This window comes from Microcystis sp. LE19-8.1F (assembly GCF_027531715.1).
GTDB classification, from domain to species: domain Bacteria; phylum Cyanobacteriota; class Cyanobacteriia; order Cyanobacteriales; family Microcystaceae; genus Microcystis; species Microcystis wesenbergii_A.
The window spans coordinates 1-26,233 of the sequence record NZ_JAPZSO010000178.1; the positions used below are offsets into that span (position 1 = coordinate 1).

Annotated in this window: 21 protein-coding genes and 1 pseudogene; 13 read left to right on the forward strand and 9 right to left on the reverse strand. The window is 43.3% G+C overall.

The features are described from left to right. Positions 1-464: 464 nt before the first annotated feature. Entirely contained in the window at positions 465-1,916 is a 1,452-nt protein-coding gene (locus O9334_RS17075) for a RecQ family ATP-dependent DNA helicase (protein ID WP_288001379.1), read from the reverse strand. A gap of 234 nt (positions 1,917-2,150) precedes the next feature. On the opposite strand from O9334_RS17075, the gene O9334_RS17080 reads away from it, so the two are divergent. From O9334_RS17080 to O9334_RS17095, 4 genes are all read left to right on the forward strand, one after another. After that, positions 2,151-2,336, forward strand: a complete 186-nt coding sequence (locus O9334_RS17080; RefSeq protein WP_045356100.1) for a DUF3285 domain-containing protein — start codon at positions 2,151-2,153, stop codon at positions 2,334-2,336. An 11-nt stretch (positions 2,337-2,347) separates the two neighbouring features. After that, entirely contained in the window at positions 2,348-2,857 is a 510-nt protein-coding gene (ybeY, locus tag O9334_RS17085; protein WP_152606940.1) for an rRNA maturation RNase YbeY, read from the forward strand. 32 nt (positions 2,858-2,889) lie between these two features. Beyond that, positions 2,890-3,378: a diacylglycerol kinase family protein gene (locus O9334_RS17090; protein WP_045356098.1), complete on the forward strand. Its 489-nt coding sequence runs from the start codon at positions 2,890-2,892 to the stop codon at positions 3,376-3,378. A 459-nt stretch (positions 3,379-3,837) separates the two neighbouring features. Next, on the forward strand, positions 3,838-4,077 hold the full coding sequence (locus O9334_RS17095; protein ID WP_002738935.1) for a DUF4327 family protein: 240 nt from the start codon (positions 3,838-3,840) through the stop codon (positions 4,075-4,077). A gap of 229 nt (positions 4,078-4,306) precedes the next feature. Here the strand turns inward: O9334_RS17095 and O9334_RS17100 are convergent, their stop codons facing one another. Then, positions 4,307-5,497: a class I SAM-dependent methyltransferase gene (locus tag O9334_RS17100; RefSeq protein ID WP_288001382.1), complete on the reverse strand. Its 1,191-nt coding sequence runs from the start codon at positions 5,495-5,497 to the stop codon at positions 4,307-4,309. A gap of 286 nt (positions 5,498-5,783) precedes the next feature. Here O9334_RS17100 and O9334_RS17105 point away from each other — a divergent pair, with 286 nt between their 5' ends. From O9334_RS17105 to O9334_RS17115, 3 genes are all read left to right on the forward strand, one after another. Further along, on the forward strand, positions 5,784-7,064 hold the full coding sequence (locus O9334_RS17105) for an AAA family ATPase (RefSeq protein ID WP_288001385.1): 1,281 nt from the start codon (positions 5,784-5,786) through the stop codon (positions 7,062-7,064). Beyond that, positions 7,061-7,693 carry a retron system putative HNH endonuclease gene (locus O9334_RS17110; RefSeq protein WP_288001387.1) on the forward strand — a complete coding sequence of 211 codons (633 nt, stop codon included), beginning with the start codon at positions 7,061-7,063 and terminating at the stop codon, positions 7,691-7,693. The genes O9334_RS17105 and O9334_RS17110 overlap by 4 nt, the downstream gene beginning before the upstream one ends. A 200-nt stretch (positions 7,694-7,893) precedes the next feature. Beyond that, a complete protein-coding gene (locus O9334_RS17115; RefSeq protein WP_045356093.1) occupies positions 7,894-8,043 on the forward strand; it encodes a hypothetical protein in 150 nt (49 codons plus the stop codon). 76 nt (positions 8,044-8,119) lie between these two features. Here the strand turns inward: O9334_RS17115 and O9334_RS17120 are convergent, their stop codons facing one another. Next, positions 8,120-8,500, reverse strand: a complete 381-nt coding sequence (locus O9334_RS17120; RefSeq protein WP_045356091.1) for a hypothetical protein — start codon at positions 8,498-8,500, stop codon at positions 8,120-8,122. Between the two features lie 59 nt (positions 8,501-8,559). Continuing rightward, the gene (locus O9334_RS17125; RefSeq protein ID WP_045356090.1) at positions 8,560-8,925 is read right to left on the reverse strand and encodes a phasin family protein; all 366 of its coding nucleotides are present in this window, start codon (positions 8,923-8,925) and stop codon (positions 8,560-8,562) included. Between the two features lie 549 nt (positions 8,926-9,474). On the opposite strand from O9334_RS17125, the gene hemB reads away from it, so the two are divergent. After that, positions 9,475-10,461, forward strand: a complete 987-nt coding sequence (gene hemB, locus O9334_RS17130; protein WP_045356086.1) for a porphobilinogen synthase — start codon at positions 9,475-9,477, stop codon at positions 10,459-10,461. Between the two features lie 381 nt (positions 10,462-10,842). On the opposite strand, the gene O9334_RS17135 is transcribed toward hemB, so the two are convergent. Then, positions 10,843-13,482 carry a cation-translocating P-type ATPase gene (locus O9334_RS17135; RefSeq protein ID WP_288001392.1) on the reverse strand — a complete coding sequence of 880 codons (2,640 nt, stop codon included), beginning with the start codon at positions 13,480-13,482 and terminating at the stop codon, positions 10,843-10,845. Positions 13,483-13,568: 86 nt separating this feature from the next. Then, positions 13,569-13,882: pseudogene (locus O9334_RS17140) on the reverse strand (DUF4164 domain-containing protein). A gap of 497 nt (positions 13,883-14,379) precedes the next feature. Here O9334_RS17140 and O9334_RS17145 point away from each other — a divergent pair. Continuing rightward, positions 14,380-16,077: a serine protease gene (locus tag O9334_RS17145; protein WP_288001395.1), complete on the forward strand. Its 1,698-nt coding sequence runs from the start codon at positions 14,380-14,382 to the stop codon at positions 16,075-16,077. 140 nt (positions 16,078-16,217) lie between these two features. On the opposite strand, the gene O9334_RS17150 is transcribed toward O9334_RS17145, so the two are convergent. Next, on the reverse strand, positions 16,218-16,376 hold the full coding sequence (locus O9334_RS17150; protein WP_155117891.1) for a hypothetical protein: 159 nt from the start codon (positions 16,374-16,376) through the stop codon (positions 16,218-16,220). Between the two features lie 795 nt (positions 16,377-17,171). Here O9334_RS17150 and gcvT point away from each other — a divergent pair. The 4 genes from gcvT (at position 17,172) to O9334_RS17170 (ending at position 25,174) form a co-directional block, all read left to right on the forward strand. Beyond that, positions 17,172-18,278, forward strand: a complete 1,107-nt coding sequence (gene gcvT, locus O9334_RS17155) for a glycine cleavage system aminomethyltransferase GcvT (RefSeq protein WP_288001399.1) — start codon at positions 17,172-17,174, stop codon at positions 18,276-18,278. 310 nt (positions 18,279-18,588) lie between these two features. After that, positions 18,589-20,319 (forward strand): Rqc2 family fibronectin-binding protein, encoded by a 1,731-nt coding sequence (locus O9334_RS17160; RefSeq protein ID WP_288001402.1) that lies wholly within the window; start codon positions 18,589-18,591, stop codon positions 20,317-20,319. Between the two features lie 872 nt (positions 20,320-21,191). Further along, positions 21,192-22,706: a TIGR04222 domain-containing membrane protein gene (locus O9334_RS17165; RefSeq protein WP_288001405.1), complete on the forward strand. Its 1,515-nt coding sequence runs from the start codon at positions 21,192-21,194 to the stop codon at positions 22,704-22,706. A gap of 656 nt (positions 22,707-23,362) precedes the next feature. Continuing rightward, complete coding sequence (locus O9334_RS17170) at positions 23,363-25,174, forward strand: proline--tRNA ligase (RefSeq protein WP_045356072.1); 1,812 nt, start codon at positions 23,363-23,365, stop codon at positions 25,172-25,174. 236 nt (positions 25,175-25,410) lie between these two features. On the opposite strand, the gene O9334_RS17175 is transcribed toward O9334_RS17170, so the two are convergent. Continuing rightward, positions 25,411-25,749 (reverse strand): type II toxin-antitoxin system PemK/MazF family toxin, encoded by a 339-nt coding sequence (locus O9334_RS17175; RefSeq protein ID WP_045356071.1) that lies wholly within the window; start codon positions 25,747-25,749, stop codon positions 25,411-25,413. Beyond that, positions 25,739-25,978, reverse strand: coding sequence for a hypothetical protein (locus O9334_RS17180; protein WP_045356070.1), 240 nt, complete (start codon positions 25,976-25,978; stop codon positions 25,739-25,741). Before O9334_RS17180 ends, O9334_RS17175 begins: the two co-directional genes overlap by 11 nt. Positions 25,979-26,233 lie beyond the last annotated feature (255 nt).

Consider the following 26,233-nt stretch of genomic DNA (forward strand, 5'->3'; position numbering starts at 1 on the left):
GGAGTAGGACGAGTGATAGTGCTTTCATGCCGCCTAACCACATATTATAGGTCAACTTTCTGTATAAAACTCTCTGGGGTAACGATATGGGTCAACTTCCGGTATATCGCTCCATTTAGGCGCAATCGCCAGAACTTTTCCCTATATCACGCCCAAAAGCCTGTTAGCCAGATTAGCTTACTGCAAACAGCCTCCTTTAAGGAGACTTTTCACAGAAGCCTTCTAGGAATCTAGCAAAGATTCTTATATCTGGCTGCACTTTGTTACAAAATTTCACTATTATTTCGGGTAAGGTATGGTAAATCCCTTGATAGATTCAATCGGGACTAACTTCTGGGAAAACCGCTATAGATCTCCTGCAAAAATCAAAAACCTGACCTTAGCTGAGGAGAATCCGAGACAGGAGGAGAAAAAAGACAGGAAAATTTAGTACAAAAGCTCTGCTCTCCCTGCTCTGGCGCTTCCTAGCTTGTCAGAGGTCGATTGCGACGACAATTATCACAATGACCACAGCGAAAATTATCGGCATTTTCCTGAAAACCAAAGGCATTTAAGAGAAAGTGCCAACGACAGCGACGGGTATAGAGGTAGGGAAATATCTCATTTCTGGGTTTAAAAGTCATCTTAGCTGAATTATGGCGATAAATAAGCCGATAATGAAAAGGATCGAGCCATTCTAGGCGATCGAGACTGTGTAAAAGGGAGAGAATAAGCGCACCATCGGGAAATTCGGCACTAATCGCCTCCACTTTGCCCTCTAGGGGAATTTGGGCTAAAATTTGCCAAGCTTGTCGGTATTGGCGTTCCTGTTGGGAGTTAAAGAATTTTTGCTGGTTTTTATCGCTATTATCTAACCATCCCGTCGGTTCACTAATTAAGGTGAGAGCCTGCATTTTACCCCCATCGCGACCACCGCGGCCGATTTCCTGTAGGTATTCCGATAGTAAAGCTGGGGGTTGGTAGTGGACAACCCAACGCACATCGGGTTTGTTGATACCCATGCCAAAAGCTGAGGTACAGACAACAAAAGTTAAATCCCCCCGCAGCCAATTTTGTTCTATTTCCCGACGCTGAAAGGGGGATAAACCGGCATGATAGGCACTGGTGCGATAATGGAGAGATTGCAACCATGTCGCTAAATTTTCACTATGGCGACGGGAACGAGTATAGATCAGGCCGGATTGTCGAGGTTGACTGGTGAGGAAGTTTAATAGTTGATGACGACGACAACCGGGGCTAATACATATTTTGGTGCTTAAGTCAAGGTTTTGACGGTAAGGATTTATTAAGAAAAGCTGCGGTTTTTCTAGTTGTAAGACGCGGGTGAGAGTCTCACGGGTAGCGGGGTTAGCGGTGGCGGTAAAAGCAGCGATCGCTATTTGGCTGCCGGCCGGTTTCGATTGTAGAAGAGCGGGACGGACAGCCCCAAGACGACGGTAGGCAGGACGAAAATTATCGCCCCACTGGGTTAAACAATGGGCCTCGTCGAGGATGAGAGCGTTAATTTTAACGTGGGGAAGGGTTAATTTTGACCAGAGGGGCGGACTTAAGAGGGTTTCCGGCGAAAGATAGAGAAGTCGCAGGGTTTGATCTGCGATCGCATCTAAAGTTTTCTTTCTCTGTTGTCGGGGGATTTCGTGATGAATCAGGGCGACGGGTAGTTTTCTGGCTAATAATTCCTCCACCTGATTTTCCATTAGGGCAACCAGGGGAGAAATCACTAGGGTTAAGCCGGTTTTTAATAAAGCGGGCAATTGAAAACAGATAGATTTACCGAATCCCGTGGGCATGACAATCAGAGCATCTTTTGCCGCTAGAATTGTCTCGATAATCTCCTGTTGGGGAAAGCGAAAGCTATCATAGCCCCAAATTTTTTGAAAAATAGTCTGGATGCTTTCGGGATATTGGGAAGACATGGTTAGACTGCTGGGGTGTGGGGTGTGGGGTGTGGGGGAGAGGAGAGCATTTGTATCAAAATTCAGGGTACTGTTTAAAGGCGCAACTGGTTAGAAACCTCTGGGTTAAACAGTTTGAGCGGTTTTGACTATCCCGAAAGGGGAACAATTTTTCCCCGTACTTAAATTTTTTTTACACTTTTTTAATAATCTGTTACACTTATAGCGAATCAATCTTTGTCTGGGGAATTACTGATGACTGAACCTGTTAGTGCCACCGACCCCGCAGTAGAAACCGCCACCGAAGCGCAACCCAGTTACGTCAAGCTGGCGATGCGGAATATGGTCAAGAAAAAAGGCATCTCTTTAAAACACTTTTTTTTGACTACGGCAGCCTTACTGGCCTTTTTTGTCGGTGTTTCTTATCTGACGCGTCCCTAGGATGAAATCTGGTGAGTGAGACTTTGCCCCTAGTGGTGGATTTATGCCTACAGGATAATTATTTTGCTCCCGGAAATAGTCCTGTGGATGGGGAAACTTGGCACTATTGGTTGGAGACATGGTTAGGCTATCTATCGGATTATCTCCCCGTTGCCGCCGGTTATGAAATAAGTTTGCGCTTAACAGACGATCGAGAAATTCAGACCTATAATTGCCAATATCGCCACAAAGATCAACCGACGGATGTTCTCGCTTTTGCCACTCTCGAAGTGGATTTACCAGTCGATGAGCGCATTTTAGAGACAGAACCTTTATATTTGGGGGATATTATCATTTCTGTCGAGACAGCACAACAACAGGCTTTAACACAAAATCATCCTTTGGCGCGAGAATTGGCCTGGTTAACTGCCCACGCTTGTTTACATCTTTTAGGTTGGGACCATCCCGATGAAACAAGTCTGTTAGAAATGCTATCTTTACAGGAAACTTTATTAGAGACCGTCAAAATTGCCGATACATAGTTAGTTATTTTTGTCAAGCATTATTGAGGAATATGAAGACAAATTATCATCAAGCCAACCAATCTGCCAGCATATCTAATCCCTATCTCAATAATAATTTTATCCCTCGATCGGGACGGGTGGATGAGGGCAACAATTCGACTCAAAGAGAATACGCTTGGCAAGTCGCCTCGAATCTGTTAGTCAGTTTTCGCTACGCTTGGGCAGGAGTCCGTTATGCTTTTGTCAGTCAGAGAAATTTTCGCATTCACACCCTGATTACCCTAGTAGCGATTAGTTGGGGCTTATTTTTGCGAGTTAATGTCCTGGAAATGGCGATTGTCACCCTTACCTGCGCCCTGGTGATGGTCTTAGAATTAATTAACACTGCTCTAGAATCAGTGGTGGACTTGACGGTGGGGCAATCCTACCATGATTTAGCCAAAATAGCGAAAGATTGTGCCGCTGGTGCCGTTTTAATCGCCTCGATCGCAGCTTTACTCGTAGCGGCTTTTATTTTTATTCCCCATTTATTAGTTTAAGCTGGAAGCTTTTTTCAGTGTTGCCAAAGGCACGGCGTAGCCGTCCAGTAAACAGTAAACAGTGAACAGTGAACTGAAAACTCAAATCTGATCACTGATAAGCTGTACTGATTTTAAAATGCGTAGGGGAAACTTCAGTACAAATGCTCGAACTTCCTCTCCCTGCTGCCAACTCCGGCACTGCGGTGCAGTCCTAACCAGTAATATTAGATAGTCAACAGCTTAACTGATCACTGATAACTGATCACTGATAACTGATTTGGCATAAGGGGACTCGACAGCTTTTAGCCGATCAATTTAACTTTTCTTAACCTAAGCCTAAACTGGTAAGGGGAGAGGGTTTCGCTATATATAAAAAATTGTAATCGTCGATACAGCAAAAAATCTCTTTTGTCCCTCTATAGGTTAGACTATAGTTAGTGATAAGACTTCTTTTGTAGATCTTGCAGGAAATCTCCCATGAGTGCCATAACTTTCTCCACCGCTCCCACCGCTTACTCTATCAGGATGATTAAGGACGAAGTCCGTCAGATGGTAGAACAGGGGGTAGTGAGCAGACACCAACCGATCTACACTCTCTGTCAGTTCATTCCCCCCCGGGAGTGGGTTTGTGTTGAATGTGAACTAGAACGGTGTGACTACCTTCTCAGGGATCAAATTGGTGACTTAATCGCCTCGGAATCTTGGGATAATGATTAAACTCTCCCGTTTGCCGATCTGGGGAAAAATCGGACTAATCAGAAATTTAGCAGCTTTGTCCACTTTCTTAACTATTATAATTCAGCCCCAGTTAGTTCTGGGGCTGAAACTATGGGAACAGGAGGGGGATAATTGTTAAGAAAAAAGAAGTTTTTGTGAGATTTAGCAAAGTTAGTTCACAAGTTACCCATTGCCAAGGGACGCTATCTCTAACATCCCCAAATTTTCCCTAACTTAAAATCAGTAGTTGGCGCTGTTGTAAAGAACGCACACCGGTTAATCCTAAAGCAACTTGAGCGTCGATTTCTCCCACGCTTAAACGACCATCACAAGCTTGTAAAAAAGCAAATTCTCTTTCCGAGAGATTAACCGGCCGATAATCGTAATCTAGAACACTTGCACTAGGCCAGCCGTAAAGACAGGGATGAACTTCGGCCACTGCATTCTCTAGGACTTGATCCCCGGACCAATCGGCAGTAAAAATCGGTGGTTTAGCGAGGAAAAATTCATAGTGGGTGATTTCCGGGTCTAATAATTCCGTCAAGCGATAACGTTCCCTTTCCCCTAAATTTTGCGCTCTAGCCATCAATTCGGGGGATTTACCCAATAAACGCTCTAATTGCCAGTAGGAAGGGTTAGAAAAGCCAATAAAGGCTAATCCTGACGCATCAATCAGTTGAAAGAGGGTATCGATATTATAGTCCACTTCCCGGGGGTGAACGTACATATCAGCGAAGGACTCATCGCGATGATTTTCCATTGACCAACGCTCTTTTTCCCGTTTCAAAATGCGATTATTTTCCGGTAGAGAGGCAAAAATCTCTCGGCCGACAGCGACCCCATCTTTATAATCCCCGCGTCGGTCTCCCTGCAAAAGTGCGATCGCAGATTGCATTAACTGGATTTCCCAGCGGCCCAATTGAGCATAGACGAAAATATGCAGCAGACCACCGGGGGCCAGTTTTTGTGCGAGGGATTGAATCCCTTTAATCGGGTCCGGGAGATGGTGCAGCACCCCGACGCAGTTAATTAAATCAAATTCTCCCGGGAGATTAGTGGCTGATTCAAGGGGTAAATGGTGAAAATCGAGAGAACCTCGGTGCTTTGTCGCAACTCCCGAACGATTACAGCGTTCTTTGGCAATTTCTAGAGCTTTTTCACTGATATCTATCGCGACTACATGAGCGAAAGGGTTGAGAGCGAGCAGATATTCGGTTCCCGCACCAGTACCACAACCTGCATCGAGAATGCGGATATCCTCTCGTTCGGGTTTACGATGACAACAAAAGTTATAGGCAGCAATCCAATTCCAGCGCCAATTGTAACCCGGAGGAGGTTCGTCTAGGAGCGGTTCGGGGGGGAAAGGATAGGTATTGTAGAGACGTTGTACAGCAGTGCGAATAGTAGCGTCGTCGGACATGAAAATTGGCGGAGTTTAGGATAACACTCGATCGATTGTCTCACAGAGGGCAGCGATCGGGAAAGTCAGCCGGGGTTTTTTTTGAGTTGGTCGAGGGTAAATGATAAATAATCATTATGACTATCCGGTTCTGTGCCAAAATTAGATATTATTTCCTTGCTCAATATTCTTTTCTATTCCTTGTCCTACTGTCTCTTAACCCTATCTAAGTTTTACTGGCAATTATTCGAGAGTCATTCTCTAACAATTATCTCAAATATAAGCAAATCTTGCCGATACAAAAACCATGAAAATTAAGTCTATAAAGCTTATTAATTATCGAGGTGCAGTCAGTTTAAACATCGACTTTCATCGGCAACTCAACGTATTCATAGGAGTTAATGGTGCGGGAAAATCCACCATTTTAGATAGTTTGGCGATTATGCTTTCATGGTTAGTTAATCGCCTAAAAAATACTAATGCCAGTGGACGACAGATGAGCGAAACCGAGATTAATAATGGTCAGGGGACGGCTATAATTGAAATCACGGGGGTGACGGAAGATAGTCAAGAGATTACTTGGAAAATAGTAAAAACTAGGACTGGATATATCCACGCTGGAGAACGGAATAATTTTAGCCAATTAAATGAATACACTCAACAAATACAACGACAAATTACTGAACATCAAGGACAAATTAACTTACCTTTATTTGTTTATTATTCTGTTAATCGAGCAGTGCTGGATATACCCTTAAAAATTAAAACAAAACATCAATTTGAATCTCTAAGTGCCTACGAAAATGCTTTAACCAGTGGATCAGATTTTCGCACTTTTTTTGAATGGTTTCGCGAGCGCGAAGATTTAGAAAATGAAAATAGAAAATATCAGGATTATCTAATTAAACCAGAAGGTTTTTGTTTTCCTGATCCCCAATTGGAAGCAGTTCGGGAAACGATCGAACGTTTTCTACCCGATTTTAGTAATCTTAGCGTCCGTCGTAATCCCTTGAGAATGGAAGTAACAAAAAAGAATAAAATAGTTACTGTTAATCAACTTTCTGATGGAGAAAAATGTCTGATTGCTATGCTGGGAGATTTAGCTCGAAGAATGGCGATTGCTAATCCTCAAAATCCTGATCCCTTAACGGGTAATGGCGTTATTATCATTGACGAAATTGATTTACATTTACATCCTCAATGGCAAAGATTTGTAGTACCTAAATTACTAGAAGTTTTTCCTAACTGTCAATTTTTTATTTCCACCCATTCTCCTAATATTATCACTCATGTTCAGCCAGAAAGTTTACACTTCATGGAACAAACAGAAATGGGAATAAAATTTCATCCCGTGCAAGAGTCCTACGGCAAAAATGTTGATCGAATTTTGGAAGATTTGATGGGATTAGAGACAACTCGTCCCAAGGAAATCGCTGAAGCTTTGAAAGATATCTATGAACAAATCTCTCAAAATCAATTAGAGGCAGCTAAAAATAAAATCAATGATCTCAGAGCTAAAATTCAAGATGATCCAGAATTAATTAAAGCTGAAGTTATTATTCGACGCAAGGAAATTATCGGAAAATGAAGTATATTAGGAAAAGACAAGAACCACCAGAGTTTAAGAATTGGAAAGAGCAAGCTAACTCAGATTGGCAGCCCGACTTTAAAAATTTAGCAGGAAAACCAAAAGAAATACTAATTAAAGCTTTGATGACAGAACAGGGGGAAATATGTTGTTATTGTGAAAATCGATTGATTGATGGTAAATGCCATATAGAACATTTTAAACCTCAGAGTGATCCCACTGTTGATCCCTTAGATTATGCCAATTTGCTATGTTCCTGTCAGGCAAATCTTACGCCTAGTGAACCTCGGTACTGTGGTAATCTAAAAAATAACTGGTTTGATGAAAATCTCTTAATCTCTCCACTTAATCCCGATTGTGAGTCTCACTTTGCCTTTAACTATGATGGTACAATTAAACCCGCACAAGAAGATGATCAAAAAGCAATTAATACTATCGAAAAGTTGGGATTAAACCTCAATAAACTCAAGGCACTTCGTAAGGCAGCCATCGATCCTTTTTTGGATGAGGAGATAGATAATGACGAATTAAAATTTTTTGTCAATGGATATTTATGCTTAGATGATCAACAAAGATACAAACCTTTCTGGACAACAATCAAATATTTGTTCAGCGATTTAATTGAATAATCGTTCCTTGACAAAAATACAAGAATTATTATAAAAGTTTAAATAAACAAGAAAAAATATAAAGTCTTATGAAGATTATTCAAGAATTATCTCAAAAGTCAACAATTGATGAGATTCTGGCCAGATAATGGGAGTGGAGGGGTGGATCAACCTTTCCCAAGTTGAACGGAGATTGTTGTCGAGAGTCGGAGAGAAAAGCAATGAATATCAAGGATACGTTACACAATCTTGTCCAGTACCTAACAGAGGCTTTTGCTCGCATTTTTAGCCCCAACAATGATGAGTATCCCGATGTGGGGATGCAGCCTTTTGATGCTGAACCCTACCATGCTCCCAAGGGTAATTCTTAACTAAAAATGACGGATAATTGCTTTGAAATAAAATAAGGTAGGGATAAGAACCCTGCCTTATTTTCTGGAAAAATAATTAATCCTCTGCTTGCCAATCGGGACAACTATCACCATTCCAACCGTAGGGATGGAAACCGCAGACGAGAAGATTGTCTCCGTAGATATAGCCGTGATAATTACGGCAACCGATACAAGCAGGATGGGTGTTAGGATCGGGGTTAACCTTGGGAGTGAGGATAAAATCCGAAGGTTCATCTAATTCCGAAAATAGGGATTCATCGGAGTTAAAAAATTCTTCTAATTCCTGGGGCAAAACCTCTTGAATAAACTGTTCCAGATCGATGATAATTTCCTCATTAATTTCTTCGATAGTTTGGGTCACTTCTTGGAAAAAAGTTTCAACTCCCAGCGCCACAGTTTCGATCACTTCCCAAAAATCCTTCTGCCAATCGTCCATGTTTATACTTGCGTCCCTTGTCTGGTAATAATTAATTATTTGCCGCTAAAATCTAGGTTTTAATCCTGTTGCAGTTTCCGTAATTCTTCCTGAAGACGTTCCACCTTTTGCCGCAATTCATCTACTTTTGGATCGGCTGCTTTGGTGTCCTCCTCATCTTCAATAATTTCTATCCGCCGGGGTTCATGGGGAATATTAGATTCATTACCTGCCACCATTTGCTGTTGTGCCTGTTTCACCAACTCATCAACGTATTTGCGCGCTTCTTCCGCGTTTATTTCGCCGCGAGAAATCATCTCATCGGCTATTTTTTGGGCTTGATTTCTTAATTCTTGTAAATTTACTTCAGCTTTTTCGGCGGCATAAGCGGCAATGCCTACGCCCAAATAAACTGCTTTTTTGACTAAATCACCTAAGTTGGCCATAGCAAAAATCCTGAATCGATCGCTCTTACTTCCCAGAATAAACGATCCTTCTCGCAAATGGAAATGGGTTTTGGGAGTCAGTCCCGATGAAAAAATTTTCACCCCCACAGATGAAAGAGGTTTCCTTCCCTACACCCCACACCCCACACCCTACACCCTCTTTCAAGTCAGTGAACAGTGAACAGTAAACAGTAATCAGTGAACGCTTGCGCCTCTATCCAAGAGAGCCATCAGTGAACTGAAAACTCACATCTGATAACTGTTAACTGATGAGGTAAAGTTTTGTAAAGAGATGAGGTGGTGGCAACAGCAAAATTGATGGCTATAAAGATTAAATTTTAGTCAAATTGCTGGTTTTTCGCCCTCAAAACGACGATAAAGCCTCATTAGGTCATTTTTGACCTAAATAGTGTGATTAAGCTCAAAATAACTAAATATTGCGGCTAGCTGCCGGCAGCCAGCAGCCGGCTGAATCGATTTGTGTTCATCCTAACCAAAGATTTAAACTAAAGAATCGAGACCAGATTCCCGATTTAATCACAAAAAACTATGTTTCCTATTCATCGCCCCCGTCGTCTGCGTCAAACCCCTCAAATGCGCCGTCTGGTGAGTGAAACCGTCTTGACAGCCAATGACTTTATCTATCCCCTTTTCGCCACGGCGGGGGAAGGTATTGCCCAGGAAGTCAAATCGATGCCGGGGGTGTACCAATTATCAATCGATAAAATTGTTGACGAAGCCAAGGAAGTGCGGGATTTAGGAATTCCAGCGATTATTTTATTCGGGCTGCCGGAAAGTAAAGACACAGAGGCGACGGGAGCATGGCACGATCATGGTATTGTGCAAAAAGCGGCCACAGCAATTAAAGAGGCAGTTCCTGATTTACTCATTGTCGCCGATACTTGTTTGTGTGAATATACCAACCATGGTCATTGTGGTTATCTGCAAACGGGAGATTTAACCGGCAGGGTATTAAACGATCCCACTCTGGAATTATTGCAAAAAACCGCCGTTTCCCAGGTAAAAGCGGGAGTGGATATCATTGCACCATCGGGAATGATGGATGGTTTTGTGCAGGCAATTCGTCAAGGATTGGATGAGGCGGGTTATAGTGATACACCGATTCTTTCCTATACGGCTAAATATGCCTCTGCCTATTATGGGCCGTTTCGGGATGCCGCCGATTCTACCCCCCAATTCGGCGATCGCAGAACCTACCAAATGGATCCGGGTAATGCCAGGGAAGCCTTAAAAGAGGTGGAATTAGATGTATTAGAGGGAGCAGATATGTTAATGGTTAAACCTGCTCTATCTTACCTGGATATTATCTGGAGAATCAAGGAAATGACTAATTTACCCGTGGCTGCCTACAATGTGTCGGGGGAATATTCAATGATTAAAGCGGCGGCGTTAAATGGCTGGATTGACGAAAAACGGGTGACTTTAGAGACTTTAACCAGCTTTAAACGGGCGGGTGCCGATATTATCTTAACCTACCACGCTAAGGATGCCGTGCGCTGGTTAGCAGAGGGTTAAATCGGAAAGGTGACAATTTTTGGCTAACCGATCAGGATAAGGGGGGGTGAGGTTGCTACTATTAATTCTAGGGATTACCTGAAAGGGATTAAGTAGTTAGGTATTAAAAACTGTCAGATTCCCCCGCCTATCGGCACCCCCCTTATCAAGGGGGGGCAGGGGGGATCAAAGACAAAATCTATCTTCAATTTAATTATAACCAGCTACTTACCTGAAAAAAATACTTGCCAACGATTGAGTTTAGGAGCGGTAGATAACCTCTCATTCAAGCAACTACATAGCGCACTGCTGCAACGATTTGTTAACCGATCGTGGAATCTATGATGCCTTTTATACAAACATTTTCGGTAAAAGTTCTGATCATCCATTCATGCTTATTTTTTAGATGTTCATGTTCCGACGGTTCCACAGTTTTAGTCCTTCAAACCAGAAAATACTGACAACTCCAGAAACTAAGCTAACCAGCAAATCATCAGTATGTAGAAATGAAAAGCCGAACAGGTGTCGTAGCAGGGGAACATAGAGAACTAATCCCAAAAAGAGTAGTCCACCGCCGATCACCCACCACAAAGCCTGATTAGGAGCTTGGAGCATTTCTGGAATCGTTCGGGACCAGGAACGATTGGTTAGGATCATAGCCAGGTTGGAGATAATCAATGTCGTAAACGCTAAGGCACGGGCATCAAATTCACTATTGCCGTTGTTATAGGCGATCGCAAATACAATAACCAGTACCACTAAAACGCTGATCCCTTGAAGCAAAGCCAATCGCAACGTCCGACGACTGAACAAGGGTTCTTTGGGATTACGGGGTGGGCGGCGCATAATATCGCTTTCTGCCGGTTCAGCTTCAAACACAACCGTGCAGGCCGGATCGATAATTAAGTGCAGAAAGGCAATGTGGATGGGGAGTAGCACCAAAGGCCAGCCAAAGATGACTGGAATCAACGACATACCCGCGATCGGAACGTGAACGGCCAAGGTATAGGCCATCCCCTTCTTCAGGTTGTCAAAGATACGTCTGCCCAGTTTGACCGATTCGACGATGGACGAAAAATCATCTTTCAACAGGACCAAATCGGCAGACTCTCGCGCTACATCGGTCCCCCGTTCACCCATGGCAATGCCGATATGAGCAGACTTGAGAGCCGGGGCATCGTTGACACCATCACCAGTCATGGCCACAATTTCCCCGGAGCGTTTCAGTGCATTGACAATCAATAGTTTTTGTTCGGGGACGACACGGGCAAAGATGTTGGTGCTTTGAATGCGATCGCGCAGTTCCGACTCACCCATTTGCTCCAGTTCCCTACCGGTGATCACCTTGTCTAAAGGCCTGAGTCCAATCTGACGGGCAATGTTCTGGGCTGTTACCGGATAATCACCCGTAATCATCACAACGCGAATTCCCGCACCATAGCATTCAGCGATCGCAGGTGCCACAGTAGGACGCACCGGGTCTTCCAGGCCGATCAGTCCGACAAATTCAAACTCAAAGTCGTGTTGTTGAACAGGTAAGCGATCGTCAGATTCTAAGTAGGCTAGAGGCCCAGATGACTCAAAAGCGTGAGTTTTGGGTAATGTTCCCATTTTGCGTCCTTGGGCAACTCCCAGAACTCGCAAACCCTCTCCGGCCATTGCCTGGATCTGTTCGACAAGCTCCTGTTGTTGAATCGGGCTGAAATGGCAGAGATCGGCGATCGCTTCGGGGGCCCCTTTTGCCGCAACGGTAAGCTCCCCCGTCAGGGATTCCCAGACACAGGACATGGCCAAGAGATCGGTGGACAGGGGATATTCGTGCAGTAGTTGCCAATCGGTGTGCAGGTGTTCGGTCTTGGCTAGGTAATTCCAACCAATTTGCTGCAAAGCTTTTTCCATCGGGTCAAAGGGATCTTTGCGACTCGCTAGAATACCAAACTCGATCAGGGGATGAAGGACTTCTGGCAAGGGTTCGCGCTCGTGGAGCGTCACATCGTACAGATAAGCACCGGGGCCGCTGTAAACCCACAACTGTTTGACGGCCATTTGGTTCAACGTCAGGGTTCCAGTCTTATCGACACAAAGAACCGTCGCAGAACCCAGGGTTTCAACCACTGGAATGCGACGAGTTAATACCTGTTTTTGCGAGAATCGCCACGCTCCCAGAGCCAGAAAGATGGCCAGCACCACCGGAATTTCATTGGGCAAAATTGCCATCGCCAGGGCTAATCCTGCCAAAAAGCCATGCAACCAATCGGCCCGGGTTAATCCATAAATCACGACCACCGCCGCACAAATGGCCAGCGCGATCATCGTCAATTTACCGACAATGCGACGGGTTTCTTTTTGTAAGACCGTGTCTTCCGGTTCAACCGTTTGCAGAGCTTTGCCAATTTTTCCCATTTCAGTGCCGATACCCGTTGCTTGCACCTGGGCAATGCCCTGCCCTTGCACCGCAAGAGTACCGGAATAGACGGTGGGCAAGTCGTCTCCACCCGGTCTCAAGGTGGCTGAAAGGTGCTTCGGGTCTTCTTCCCTGTGGATGGTGCGTTTCCTGACCGGAACTGACTCTCCGGTTAACAGCGATTCATCAATCGTCAAGTGAGTGGACCACAGCAAAATCGCATCCGCAGGAACGCGATCGCCCTCCTCCACCACGATCAGATCCCCCTGTACCACTTCTCGGCCGGCAATTCGCTGCCGTTCCCCATCTCGAATCACCAAGGCCCGCGGACTGGATAAGTCCCGCAGTGCTTCTAGAGAACGTTCCGTTTTTTGCTCCTGGTAAAGATTGATGCCAATAATAAAAAAGACAAACCCCAACAAAATCAGAGCTTCTTGAGCATCACCCAAAAAGAGGTAGATGACACCACAGGCAATCAGGAGCAAGAAAATCGGCTCTTGGATAATGTCTAGGGCGATGGTTAAAAAAGTACGATGCTGGGTTGAAGGGAGTTCGTTGTAGCCGTGCTGTTTCAAGCGATCACTAGCTTCTTGACTAGACAACCCGTTAAACTGCCTATTTTGTATATGTGCAACCATAACAATTACCTAGGTTTTTCACACAGGCTATTCTCCCATATAGAGAGTGGGTAATTGGATCGGGCTTACTTCTGTCTGAGATTAGATCAAATCTTGGAGAAGGTTGCGAAGAAAGCAACGGCTATGGTCGGTATGAGGGCTAACCCTCTGTAGCGATCGCACTTGCTCAAAGAATAATTAATGTCCAAACCTGATTTTTTTGGGTTCCTTCCACTGATTTTAGGCGATTATCGATGCCCTCAACCTTTTCGGTTAACTTTGCCTGTCTTACCTCTAGCTTATTTAACCGTTCGTCGATTTTGTCAAATTTTTGGTTAACATCTTTTTGGAGATTGTTAATTTTCCCCTCAATCCTAGTCAAAACAGCTTCTAGGGAATAGGTAACGGTTTCGTTAGACATGGTGAGCAACTCCATTAGATCATATTTTCTCGGTTCCCGATCGACAGTCAGCTATCGGGGACTATTTTAAGACTAAACCGGTTCATCGCTTTCTTGCCAAGAGTGGAGAGGTTGATAGACAAAAGAAGACGACGAGAACTTGGCAACATTCAGCACTGTCTCAAGAAAAGGGAATTAGTGCAAGGTGAAGGGGAAAATCGGCACTAGAGTTATGTTCCGCGATAGTTTTAAGTCTAGCAGTTTCCTTTAAAATAATAGACACAATTGCCTTTGTTCAGTTGTCAGTCTTCGGATATAAAAATAAAATAAGAATTGGCTAGGACATATATTAAAATAGCAATTTTCTGGCTTTAACCGGCATCTTGCTCATTTTGATCGATAATTGTCTGGCCAACAGCCACGACTTTAACTATTGCCCTCATCCCCTATAAGTACATAGACAAAATTAATTACACCTATCGAACCACCTCTGGCCTGTTGTCTATCCTAACCAAGAAATGAAAAGAAAAGAGCTTAAAATCGGTCGCCGCTATTCTAGCAAACCCCTGCAAATATTTTTAATTATTGCCTTCATCGCCGCCGCTCCCTTTGCTATTTTTTATCTTATTGCCTTGGCTTATCTCTGGCAAGGCGATCGACTTTTGGCCGCGGGGGAAAAGGAATCGGCTCTGTCTGCTTACCGAACCGTTTTATCTTTCCACGAAAATTTGGTCCCAGCCCATATAAAAATCGCTCAGGTCTTGCAAAGTCAAAAACGCTATTCTGAAGCCTTAGAAGCATATAATCGTGGTTTTATCGTTAATGATAAACCATCGACGGAACCCTCCCTAAGTAATCATTTAGTCGCTTTGGGAGATATCTTCGCCCAAGAGGAAAAATGGTCAGAGGCGATCGATGCTTACCAAAAAGCAATTATCATTAAACCAACTTTTAAAGGGCAATTTCAGCTAGGAAAAGCTCTCTATAGTTTACAACGTTGGGATGAGGCGGCGAAAGCTCTGCAAGCAGCGGTTTTTCTCGATCCTAGTCAGGGAAAAGCCTATTTTTATCTGGGAAAGGCCTACAGTGAACAGCAACTCTGGCCAGAGGCCAGTTATGCCTATCAGCAAGCTCTAGAATTGATACCTAATCAGGGTGAAATCTACAAAAAATTAGGAGAAGCCCTAGGAAAACAGGGAAAATGGCAGCAAGCAGAGCAAATATATCGACAGGCTTTAATTTACGCCCCTAAAGATGGGGATATTTATAATTATTTAGGCAAAGCTTTAGCGGAACAGGGCAAACTAGGGGCAGCGATGGCAGTTTTTCAACAGGCGCGGCAAATTAGCCCCAAAAATGCCAAGATTTACGAAAATCTCTGTTATACCTATATCAATAGCGGTCAGATCGATCAGGGTCTCAATTGGTGTCGGCAGGCCGTAGAAATTGATCCCAATTTATCAGAAGCTAGATTTATTTTACAGGAAATCCAACGGGGGCGATTAATTCATGACAATCCCGAATTATTAAAAATGCCAGAGATAATTCCCAGTGTTAAGAGTGATCCTCTGGTAAATTTAAAACGCTCAATTGTTAAAATTATCATTCGCGGCCAAAATAAAAATGGCATCGGCACTGGTTGGTTATTAAAACGAGATCAAGACACAGCTTGGATCGTGACTAACCGCCATGTGGTGACGAATTCCCGTCAAGAAATCGATGCAGAGGCGCGCATTTTTGTCGAGTATTATAGCCAACCCCCCCAGGGAAAACTTCGCAAGCGTTCAAAAGCTAAAATTCTCCACACTACCCCCCCTAATGACTGGCTCGATTTAGCAGTATTAGAGGTAAAAAATCCTCCCCCAGATTTAAAACCTTTAGCTTTAGCACCCCTCCCAATTGCCCCTAATCAACCGGTAATCTCGATCGGTAATCCTTTTAATCAAAAAGATTGGACTGTCAGCAAAGGCACTGTTAATGATAATAACGAAAAATCCTTAAGTTTGTCCATGTTTGTCGTTTCTGGACAGTCGGGAAGTCCAGTTTTAAACGATAAAAATCAAGTGGTGGGAGTGATTTCTCAAGCGAGTTTATTTTGTGATAATCCCTCCACTCCTAAACCCCTAGAAAATGCCGTTAGATTGGGCTGCGGTTTCGCAATTCCCATTGACAGAGTGCGAGAAAGGTTAAGAGAGTGGCAAGTTATTGTCAAGTAAAAATATGACAAATTTAATGATTAAGTAGGGATCATCTTATATTTAATTTCACCTCGCTTGCCCTGAACTAACTACATCCTTGCCAACTTGTTCGGCTAAAACTTCCCCAGTAAACTCGGCAATGGCAGCATCATAGTTTTTCACTTGATCGCACCATTGGAATTGAGAAGATAACTCATATAGCCTTTTTTCAGATCCTCCGGCTTTTCCCACTGATTTCTTGGCAAGCTTGCTGATTTAGCGATCGCCACCCAAAAGGCAATAACTAAGAAAAATTTGATAATCTTTTTCTGATTCATTAGACAGCTTTGGGGGTAGATTTATGGCTGTCATTGGGGAAAATAGATTTTATTTCAATTAAATAATAGCCTAAAATACAGGTAGCGACCACATTTTTTCTAACCGTTATCAGTCTGATATTTAGAGTGATATAAGCTATCGGTTCCGATCTATACAATCTGTCAGTATTTGCATTTCGTAGGGAGTGATTGCGTGTTTTGGATCATTTTCTGGAATACCCGCCTCAGATGCACAATTTTTTACAAGCTTTGTCGCTGGATCATCCGCTTGTTGATATTCATCCCATTCTGAAGATGAGGGGGAATATGTTTCCTTTTGAGTTTCTGAAGATGAGGGGGAATATGTTTCCTTTTGAGTCGGAAAATAACTATGGTTTATCCAAGCTAATGCGAACCCACCCAAAATAGTAAAAAAAATTATCCTCTTTATTGTTAGCGACATAACTCTATCCTGTTTTTTACAATAGCGTTACTATCCTACTTTAGTCAAGATAAGGGTTTAAAGGTATAGTGGTTAAATAAGAAAATAACCAATCTCCCCATTTTTCCCTCTCTCCAAGAAAAATTAATAAGAGTTAGACATAAGCGGGAATAGAATACATCCAATCTTATCATTATTTTTGACAAGAAAAACATAAAGAGTAACGAAGATCCTTATTAACCGCGAAAACGAGAGATGGTTTTCACCTGTCCTGGTGTTGCCTGATAACTGATAACTGATAACTGATAACTGGTCACTGATAACTGATAACTGCTATGCTACTCTAGGCAGAAAACCATTCGATCGAGAACACCGTGGCCAATCAAGAAGCAACTTCCCCCGCTATTCGTACCCCTTTATACGACCTAATTGCCCAACAAACCAGCAAATTTACCCCTTTTGCGGGTTGGGAGATGCCGATACAGTTTAGCGGCCTAAAAATCGAACATAATGCTGTCCGCAATGGTGTGGGGATGTTTGACATTTCCCACATGGGCAAATTTATCTTAACTGGCGATAATCTGGTTCAATCTCTCCAAACCCTAGTTCCCTCTAATTTAGCCCGTTTAAGGGCAGGAAAGGCGCAATATAGCGTTTTACTTAACCCGGACGGTGGCATAATCGATGATATTATCTTTTACTACCAAAGCGAAAACCAAGGCGTATTAATTGTTAATGCCTCAACCACCGATAAAGATCGAGAATGGATTTTAGGCAATTTAGAGGGATCGGGGGTAAAATTAAAGGATTTATCCCGAGAAAGGGTCTTAATCGCCCTGCAAGGACCCAAGGCGGCGACAATTTTACAGCCCTTGATCGGGGAAAAATTAAGCGATTTTGGCCTATTTAATCACTGGGAAAGCCAGCTTTTCGGGGAAAAAGTTTTTATCGCTAGGACCGGTTACACAGGAGAAGATGGCTTTGAAATTATGGCCCCTCCTGAAATCGGACAGCAACTTTGGACGGAATTCTTAAATTTAGGGGTGACTCCCTGCGGTTTAGGGGCGCGGGATACCCTGCGTTTAGAGGCAGCTTTAGCCCTTTATGGACAGGATATCGACGATAGCACGAGTCCCCTAGAGGCTGGCTTAAATTGGTTGGTTCATCTGCCAGAAAAAGGCGATTTTATCGGTCGTGATGTCCTCGAAGACCAAAAACTTAATGGTGTGAATCGGCGCTTGGTGGGATTGCAGATGTCCGGCAAACATATCGCCCGTCACGATTATCCGGTAGTATTCGCCGGGGAAGCGGTGGGTAAAGTCACCAGTGGCACTTTATCACCAACTTTAAACACAGCGATCGCTTTAGCCTATCTTCCCACACCTTTCGCCTCGATCGGACAGGCGATCGAAGTGGAAATCCGCGGCAGCACCTACCCCGCTACCGTCGTTAAAAAACCCTTTTATAAAAGTAAAAAGTAAAAAGGTGATCGAGGTTAGGTGGCTTTTCAGTGAACAGTAATCAGCAATCAGTGAAGAGAAAACGGCAACTGTCCACTTAAAACTCAAATCTGATAACTGATAAGTAGGTAGGTATTAAAAACTTTCAGATCCCCCCGCCTATCGGCACCCCCCTTATCAAGGGTAGATCCCCCCGCCTATCGGCACCCCCCTTATCAAGGGTAGATCCCCCCGCCTATCGGCACCCCCCTTATCAAGGGGGGCAGGGGGGATCAAACCTAAAATCTATTTTTAATTTAATTATAACCAGCTACTTAACTGATAACTGAAAATGCAATCCGTAGACTTTACCACCCTCAGCGCCACTTGTGCCGAAATTGCCGCCCCTTGGCTGCCGGCGAGACTAGAACAAGTGTATCAAATTGATCGCCAAACGATCGCCCTCTATTTACGAACCTTCGATCGCAAGGGATGGTTAATTATTTCTTGGCATCCCCAAGGAGCGCGGCTGCATATTGGTGATCCACCGCCAAAAGTCCCAGATACCTTCACTTTCAGCGATCAATTGCGTCATCAACTCAATGGTTTTGCGCTAACAAAATTAGCATTTGTTGCCCCGTGGGAAAGAGTCATCGATCTACAATTTGCCCAACGTCCCGATGATCCGGCGCTGTGGCATTTGTATATAGAAATTATCGGCAAATATAGCAATGTCATTTTAACTGCGGCTGACAATCAAATTGTCACCGTTGCCCATCAAGTCAATGCTACCCAGTCTAGTGTTCGCACTGTACAAACTGGACAAATCTATCAACTACCCCCCGTTTTATTGGCCACAGATCCCAGTTTAGAAGAATCCTTGAGCAGTTGGCAAGCTAGGGTTAGTTTAATCCCTAAAACTATCGAAAAACAGTTAGTTAGTACCTATCGTGGAGTTAGTCCAGTTATCGCTCGATCGCTGTTGCAAAAAGCCAAGATTAACCCGAAATTAAACACGGATCAGTTAGATAATAACGATTGGGAAAAGCTCTTTTCAGCTTGGCAAGAATGGTTAAAAATGCTCGAAAATAAAACCTTTCAACCCGGATGGACAAGAGAAGGTTATACAGTTATCGGTGGGGAGATACTGGCAGCGGCTAAAAATGTTCAAGAATTATTAAACCGTTATTATAGCGACCAAATTAATCAAGAAAGCTTTCGACAACTACAGCAAAAATTAAGCCAAAAAGTCATCTCTTTACTGACTAAACTGCAAACCAAAGCCGCAGGATTTCAAACAAGACTAGCAGAATCTGCTCATGCCGATCGCTATAAAGAGCAAGGGGATTTATTAATGGCAAATCTGCAGCAAATACAGCAGGGAATGACTAGCATTAGTTTGGCGGATTTCCAGACAGGAAAACCTGTAATTATTCCTCTCGATCCCGAAAGAAATCCCGTGCAGAATGCCCAATATTTTTATAAACAACATCAGAAATTAAAAAGGGCCCGGTTAGCGGTGGAACCTTTATTAGAGGAAGTGGTCAGTGAAATTAATTATCTCGAACAAGTGCGATCGAGTTTAAGTCAACTAGAGAATTATAGCAGCAGCGAAGATTTAGAGGCCCTAGACGAGATACAAGAAGAATTAATCCAACAAAAGTATCTAGAAAGCAATTACCGGCGTAATCGGACGAATAACAAAGAATCCGAACCCATGCGCTTTACTACTCCCTCTGGAGTAGAATTATGGATTGGCAGAAATAACCGTCAAAATGATCGGCTAACTTTTCGTAGTGCCAGCGATTACGATATCTGGTTTCATAGTCAAGAAATCGCTGGTAGTCACGTTTTACTCCGTTTAACCCCCGGTACAGTTCCAGAAGCCGCCGATCTGCAATTTGCCGCCGATTACGCCGCTTATTATAGCCGCGCTCGCCATAGTGAACAGGTTCCCGTCGTCTATACCCGTCCCAAATACGTCTATAAACCCAAGGGCGCCAAGCCCGGTATGGTGGTTTACAAACAGGAAACGGTAATCTGGGGCTGTCCTCAGAGGGTTGAGGATTACCGCAAAAAATAATTTTTTACCAAATTGTTTACTTTTTTTTACACAAAATGGGTATTGTCTGTTACAATTTTTACTATAGAGACAAATGCAGTTCAGGCGCTTGGGAACGCAAGAACTATATTTCCTCGGATTACAACAACAAACAACAGCAAACCAGTGGTAGCAGCCGATAGTCTCGGGAAAGACACAAAAAACCGACTATTCAGGTGATATTAAAGCGACCACTGGTATTTTATCTTCACCTAACCGGTTCTGTCACTTTCCTCAACTTTCTTTTCGGTTTCCGAGACTTATTGCCCAGATGACTGAGTTTGATTGTTGAGAATATTTGCTCTATCTTTGGGATGAAAGAGGGATAGTTGGCATCCAGCTTTTTTTGACATACCCCACGCCGTTTACGACGTGGATTCTTCTAGCATCACTGCTGAGAATTTCTGGCTCAACGAGTCCACTTGAATTAGATTCCTGGCGAAATCCAACCCAGAGGTGGTTCTCTCCCCAGACTTTCGCGACCTTACAGAAGCCTGTTTTCGTATGCCCTACGATACAGTTCAAAACCTCTAAAATCATTGGTTTCTTTGGTACTTGGTGCTGAGAATTTTTACCTATAGGAGCATTCCCCTATAGAACCCCATAACTCTAGTTTTCAAGGCTTCGGCCGTGAGCTTTTGCCGAACGGTGCGTTCATCCGGCGATGACTGGGTTTTTTAAGCGGTTGCTTACCCTGCCCGCTATTCTTAATATCATACATCCTATAAAGTCGCCCTCAAAGGGCGAGGCTTTAAACCCAATTTTTCGGTAAAGAAATTTAAACTTAACGCATAGTTAAGCCTCTTCGGCCTAAATAAACGACTAGAAACAGTTTTTCTCGGGAGGCCGGGTTTATGGATAGCCCATTAGGAACGATGAACTTTCAACAGACAGAGCTATATAAAAGAATTCAGGCATTTGCCTTGGATCGGCCAGATAGTCAATTATCTTTCAGCCAACGATTAGCAAAAGATAACGGCTGGTCCTTAGGCTATACTCAGAGAGCGATCGAGGAATACAAAAAGTTTATATTTCTAGCCGTTGCAGCAGGACATCCGGTCACGCCATCCGACCAAATCGATCAAGTTTGGCATTTACATCTGACCTATACGCGATTGTACTGGCAAGAGTTCTGTCCCAAAATTTTGCAAACCACATTACATCACGAGCCGACTCGTGGGGGTTCATCCGAGCAATTAAAATTTGGCAGTTGGTATAGCAAGACGCTAGAAAGTTACGAACAGTTTTTTGGACATATTCCTCCAATAGATATTTGGCCTAAACCCAAAGACCGATTCGGGCGAGATTTGCATTTTATCCGGATCAACAGTCAACAAAGCTGGGTTTTGTCAAAACCTAATTTGACAATCTTCTTGAAACCACAACTGCGAAAAATAGGCATCTTTACCTTTTTAGTCTTCCTCTCACTGATGATAACTAGCTGTCAGATAATCTCCCAAATTCCTAACCCAATGAATTTTACAGGTCCGGAATTTTTAACCTTCTATATTTCCCTAGGAGTAATGGGAATCGCTTTGGCAGCCTGGCTACGTTTTTCCCTGTGCCTAGTTAGCGGTAATATAAATCAGCAACCTGATTTAAATACTTACGAGATAGCTTTCTTGGCGGGGGGCAATCATCGCCTGATTATGGCCGCAATCGCCAGTTTGGTAAAACAAGGCTATGTGGAGGTATTAAAAGAAAAATCACCATTTGCTTTTAGAAAAACACAAGGCAAACTGGTGGTGACAGGAAAGATCGATGCTATTGCCGATCCTGTAGAAAAGGCGGTCGCCCAAGATATTTTGGCCACTGATGGGGCAATTGAACAGGTTTTCCGGAAGTCTACAGGAATGAAAGATAGCATTCGTTCCCGCCTAGAACAGCTTGGTTTGTTTCTGAGCGATGCCCAAGCATTGAAAGCGCAAATTTATCCATCATTGATTGTGGTTATTCTTCTAGGAATAGGCTTGTGCAAAATGGCGGTGGGAATTTCTCGCGATAAGCCCGTTGGTTTACTTCTCATCTGTATATTTGGGCTTCTAGTTTTGGGAGCAAGGTTTTTTGTCAAACCACAGCGTCAGCGCAGCCGTTATGGAGAGATCATTTTTAATGATTTAACAAATCGCTTACAACATTTAAAAACAGCCAATAGCAGCGATTCTGAACTTGTACTTGCGGTTGCGTTGTTTGGAGCAACAGTTCTGATGGCGGATATGGCTTTAGCAGACTTGTATCAAATGCTGACTCCCATAGCCGCTGCTAGTAGCGGCAGTGGTGGCGGCAGTGGCGGCAGTGATGGCGGCGGCAGTGGCGGTTGTGGTGGTTGTGGTGGTTGTGGTGGTGGTGGTTGTGGTGGTGGAGGTTGATTGAGTTCAAGGCTATTAACAGCCGCTCGATCGTTCCGTTGAACATTCCCGCCACCGTAGCCCTGTTAATTTTTGCCTTAATCTCCTCCCTGGTTTGATTGCTTAAGTAGGGTTGGCTTAATAAGCTAAAACGCATCTAAGATGCGTTTTAGCTTACAAGTAGTCGTGCAAAATTAATTTCCCTGCAGCCAGAACTATAACCTAATTATCCACTGGTTAAGCGTCAAAACATCTAGGCTTTTCCTTGATCCCAGTAATGTAAACTTTAATTAAGAAAAAGACTTCTAGCCCCGATCCGATGTTATATTAATAATTGAAGCTAAAGAAAAAAGCTTCCCTGACAGATCGACTGGCAAGGTTATAAAGGTCAAGTTCACAAAGGAGTAAACCCTGTTAAAGTTACATTCTGTCTCGATAACGACGATAACAGCGATCAACCTGAACGCTCATATTTCCTAGAGTAGAGAACAAGGGAGTTAGGCAATTGGAACTAGGGTTCAATGCTTCTCCAACCAGTCTCAAGTTGTGAGGGGAAATACCTGAGAATCGGTAAACTGATCGCTGTTATTGTTTGTCAACACAAGTAATTGATAATTGCAGTCGCTCTCCTTTGATGAGATAATAGAAAGTCTTCTGTTCAAAAGGATATCGATAGGATGCGACTCTCTCAACAGCTTTTTGTCACCCTCCGGGAAGATCCGGCCGAGGCGGAAATCCCCAGTCATAAATGCTTGGTCCGTGCCGGTTACATTCGTCGCATTGGCAGCGGCATTTACGCCTATTTACCCCTGATGTGGCGGGTTTTACAGAAAGTCTCCCAGATAGTCCGGGAAGAAATGAATAAAGCCGGCGCCCAAGAATGTTTACTTCCCCAACTGCAACCGGCGGAACTCTGGCAAGAATCGGGCCGTTGGGACACCTACACGAAAGCAGAAGGGATTATGTTTGCCCTGACGGACAGGCAAAAGCGGGAGTTAGGATTAGGACCGACTCACGAAGAAGTAATTACTGCCGTCGCTCGTGATTTAATTCGTTCCTATCGACAATTACCAGTTAATTTATATCAGATTCAAACTAAATTTCGCGATGAAATTCGCCCTCGTTTTGGTTTAATGCGAGGACGGGAATTTATTATGAAAGATGCCTATTCTTTCAATCTCGACGAGGAATGTTTAAAGAAAACCTATCAAGCGATGGATATAGCTTACCGCAATATTTTCCGCCGTTGTGGGTTAGCTTTTCGGGCAGTAGAAGCAGATTCTGGAGCGATTGGCGGTTCCGCATCCCAAGAATTTATGGTCTTAGCTGATGCCGGAGAAGATGAGGTTTTATTTACTGCCGATGAAAAGTATGCGGCTAATGTGGAAAAAGCCGTTTCTTTGCCAGCAGATAAAGTGGCTTCTCCCTTTAAAAAGTTGGCTAAAAAAGAAACTCCTAACACCAACACGATCGAAAGTTTAGCTAAATTTCTCGATTGTTCTGCCACTGCTATCGTCAAAAATGTTCTCTACGAAGTGGTTTATGATAGCGGCATAACTGTTTTAGTTTTACTGCATATTCGCGGCGATCAAGAGGTTAACGAAGTTAAACTACAAAATGAATTAGTTAGACAGGCGGGCCGTTACAATGCTAAAACAATTTTGGCTTTAAAAATACCCGATGCTGCCGCTCAACAGAAATGGGCAACTAAACCCTTACCTTTGGGTTATATCGCTCCCGACTTAGAAGATAATTTGCTCAAAAAAGCCAGCGATATCGCCCCTCAATTTTTACGCATAGCAGATACCACCGTGACAGACTTAGAAAACTTTATCACTGGTGCTAATGAAACGGGGTTTCATTTAGTGGGGGCGAATTGGGGTAAAGATTTTATCTTACCGGAATTAATCGTCGATCTACGCAAAGCCCGGGTAGGCGATCGAGCTATTCACGATCCTAATCAAACCTTGCAAAGTGCTAGAGGAATTGAAGTCGGTCATATCTTCCAATTGGGCTATAAATATTCTCAAGCTATGAATGCTTTTTATACTAATGAAGCGGGAGAATCTACCCCCATTTGTATGGGGTGTTATGGCATAGGAGTATCGCGTTTAGCCCAGGCAGCCGTAGAACAATCCTACGATAAAGATGGTATTATTTGGCCCGTAGCTATTGCCCCCTATCAAGCGATTGTGGTTATTCCTAATTTAGCCGATGCCGAGCAGGTAAAAACCGCCGAAAGTTTATACAATGAGTTAAATCAAGCCGGCATTGAAACCCTTTTAGATGACCGGGATGAACGTGCAGGAGTTAAGTTCAAAGATGCGGATTTAATTGGGATTCCCTATCGCATTGTCACGGGTAAATCTCTCAAATCGGGTAAGGTGGAATTAGTCGAAAGAGCCAGTAAAAAAGCGTCAGAAGTAGCAATTAATGAGGTAGTTTCCTATTTAAAAACTGCTATTTCAAAGGTAAAAGCTTCTGATTGAGTGATTAAATATACAGATAATTTTGCTTGTTTATGGTTTGATGAGCGAAGATGACTGGTTGAAGGCATCAAAAACTGTTGCCTGGTTTTTAGCATAAGTTGCTGTTTGCTTCGTTTTCTCTTTAATTCTATCAGCTAATTTCAAAAGGCTGACTCTGTAATTCTGGGCTGCTCAAAAGCTTGACGATGATTCAATCCCTCCTCTTGCCGCAATAAGGAATCAGTGAGCGTATTTTTTTAGGAACGTAGAATATCGGACAAAATATCTATAATTAAGGTTTGGGTTTTTAATGATAATGAGCCTAGTTCACGCTGAACCAGTGAGGAGCGAATTTTTACTAAATGATCAAGTCTGATGGCTGACGATTTGCGAAGACCACTCATCATAAAATCTGGATTTTCTGGTCTCAGAATAATATCTGTATGAAGGGTATTTTTTGGAATACGACTGGTAATTAGGGCAAAGATAATGTGTTGATAGCCTCCAATTTGATTGGTTAGGCAATAAGCAGGGCGAACTTTACTGGAAGATAAATCGTCGAAGGGAAATTGAATTAAAACGATTTTACCCTTCATTGCTTACCGGTTGTCCATCGTTTAGGGTATAAATATCTTCTTCGGGATCATGCAGAAAAGCAAAGCTAGGGTTATGGGAAACGGTATCTAGCCAGTTTTTTTCGTTCAGTTCATCCTCCGACATCAAAAGAATGACGCGCACAAATCTATCTTTTTCTTGGGGAATAGGATGATCAAGTTGAATTTGCCCTTGGGTGTTGAGGATACCAGTGGTTTCAATCGCACCCATAGCAAAGCCTAAAGAGAGTGATTTGATTCTAACATTTCAATTATATAGTGTTTTCAACTGAAACGTGGAAAGACCCCTGTAGGGGCGCAATGCTTGCGCCCTCATATCGTTCCACGCTCAAGGGGTGACAAAGGGGTTCAAAGGTAATCAAGATAAAGACTCTAGCCAAATGAACCCAAAAGAAATAGAGTGGTTGAGACAACCACCCAAAATTTCAATATGTTACCATCATTCTATCAGGCCTGTTTACAAGCC

Bases quoted from the DNA above. Each gene is read 5' to 3' on its own strand.
- O9334_RS17110 (WP_288001387.1), top strand. From the start codon at position 7,061: ATGAAGTATATTAGGAAAAGACAAGAACCACCAGAGTTTAAGAATTGG.
- O9334_RS17120 (WP_045356091.1), bottom strand. From the start codon at position 8,500: ATGGACGATTGGCAGAAGGATTTTTGGGAAGTGATCGAAACTGTGGCG.
- O9334_RS17080 (WP_045356100.1), top strand. From the start codon at position 2,151: ATGACTGAACCTGTTAGTGCCACCGACCCCGCAGTAGAAACCGCCACC.
- O9334_RS17090 (WP_045356098.1), top strand. From the start codon at position 2,890: ATGAAGACAAATTATCATCAAGCCAACCAATCTGCCAGCATATCTAAT.
- O9334_RS17150 (WP_155117891.1), bottom strand. From the start codon at position 16,376: ATGAATCAGAAAAAGATTATCAAATTTTTCTTAGTTATTGCCTTTTGG.
- O9334_RS17180 (WP_045356070.1), bottom strand. From the start codon at position 25,978: ATGGGTGCGATTGAAACCACTGGTATCCTCAACACCCAAGGGCAAATT.
- O9334_RS17105 (WP_288001385.1), top strand. From the start codon at position 5,784: ATGAAAATTAAGTCTATAAAGCTTATTAATTATCGAGGTGCAGTCAGT.
- O9334_RS17175 (WP_045356071.1), bottom strand. From the start codon at position 25,749: ATGAAGGGTAAAATCGTTTTAATTCAATTTCCCTTCGACGATTTATCT.
- O9334_RS17165 (WP_288001405.1), top strand. From the start codon at position 21,192: ATGGATAGCCCATTAGGAACGATGAACTTTCAACAGACAGAGCTATAT.
- O9334_RS17135 (WP_288001392.1), bottom strand. From the start codon at position 13,482: ATGGTTGCACATATACAAAATAGGCAGTTTAACGGGTTGTCTAGTCAA.
- O9334_RS17170 (WP_045356072.1), top strand. From the start codon at position 23,363: ATGCGACTCTCTCAACAGCTTTTTGTCACCCTCCGGGAAGATCCGGCC.
- O9334_RS17160 (WP_288001402.1), top strand. From the start codon at position 18,589: ATGCAATCCGTAGACTTTACCACCCTCAGCGCCACTTGTGCCGAAATT.
- O9334_RS17145 (WP_288001395.1), top strand. From the start codon at position 14,380: ATGAAAAGAAAAGAGCTTAAAATCGGTCGCCGCTATTCTAGCAAACCC.
- O9334_RS17075 (WP_288001379.1), bottom strand. From the start codon at position 1,916: ATGTCTTCCCAATATCCCGAAAGCATCCAGACTATTTTTCAAAAAATT.
- O9334_RS17100 (WP_288001382.1), bottom strand. From the start codon at position 5,497: ATGTCCGACGACGCTACTATTCGCACTGCTGTACAACGTCTCTACAAT.
- O9334_RS17115 (WP_045356093.1), top strand. From the start codon at position 7,894: ATGAATATCAAGGATACGTTACACAATCTTGTCCAGTACCTAACAGAG.
- O9334_RS17125 (WP_045356090.1), bottom strand. From the start codon at position 8,925: ATGGCCAACTTAGGTGATTTAGTCAAAAAAGCAGTTTATTTGGGCGTA.
- O9334_RS17095 (WP_002738935.1), top strand. From the start codon at position 3,838: ATGAGTGCCATAACTTTCTCCACCGCTCCCACCGCTTACTCTATCAGG.
- hemB (WP_045356086.1), top strand. From the start codon at position 9,475: ATGTTTCCTATTCATCGCCCCCGTCGTCTGCGTCAAACCCCTCAAATG.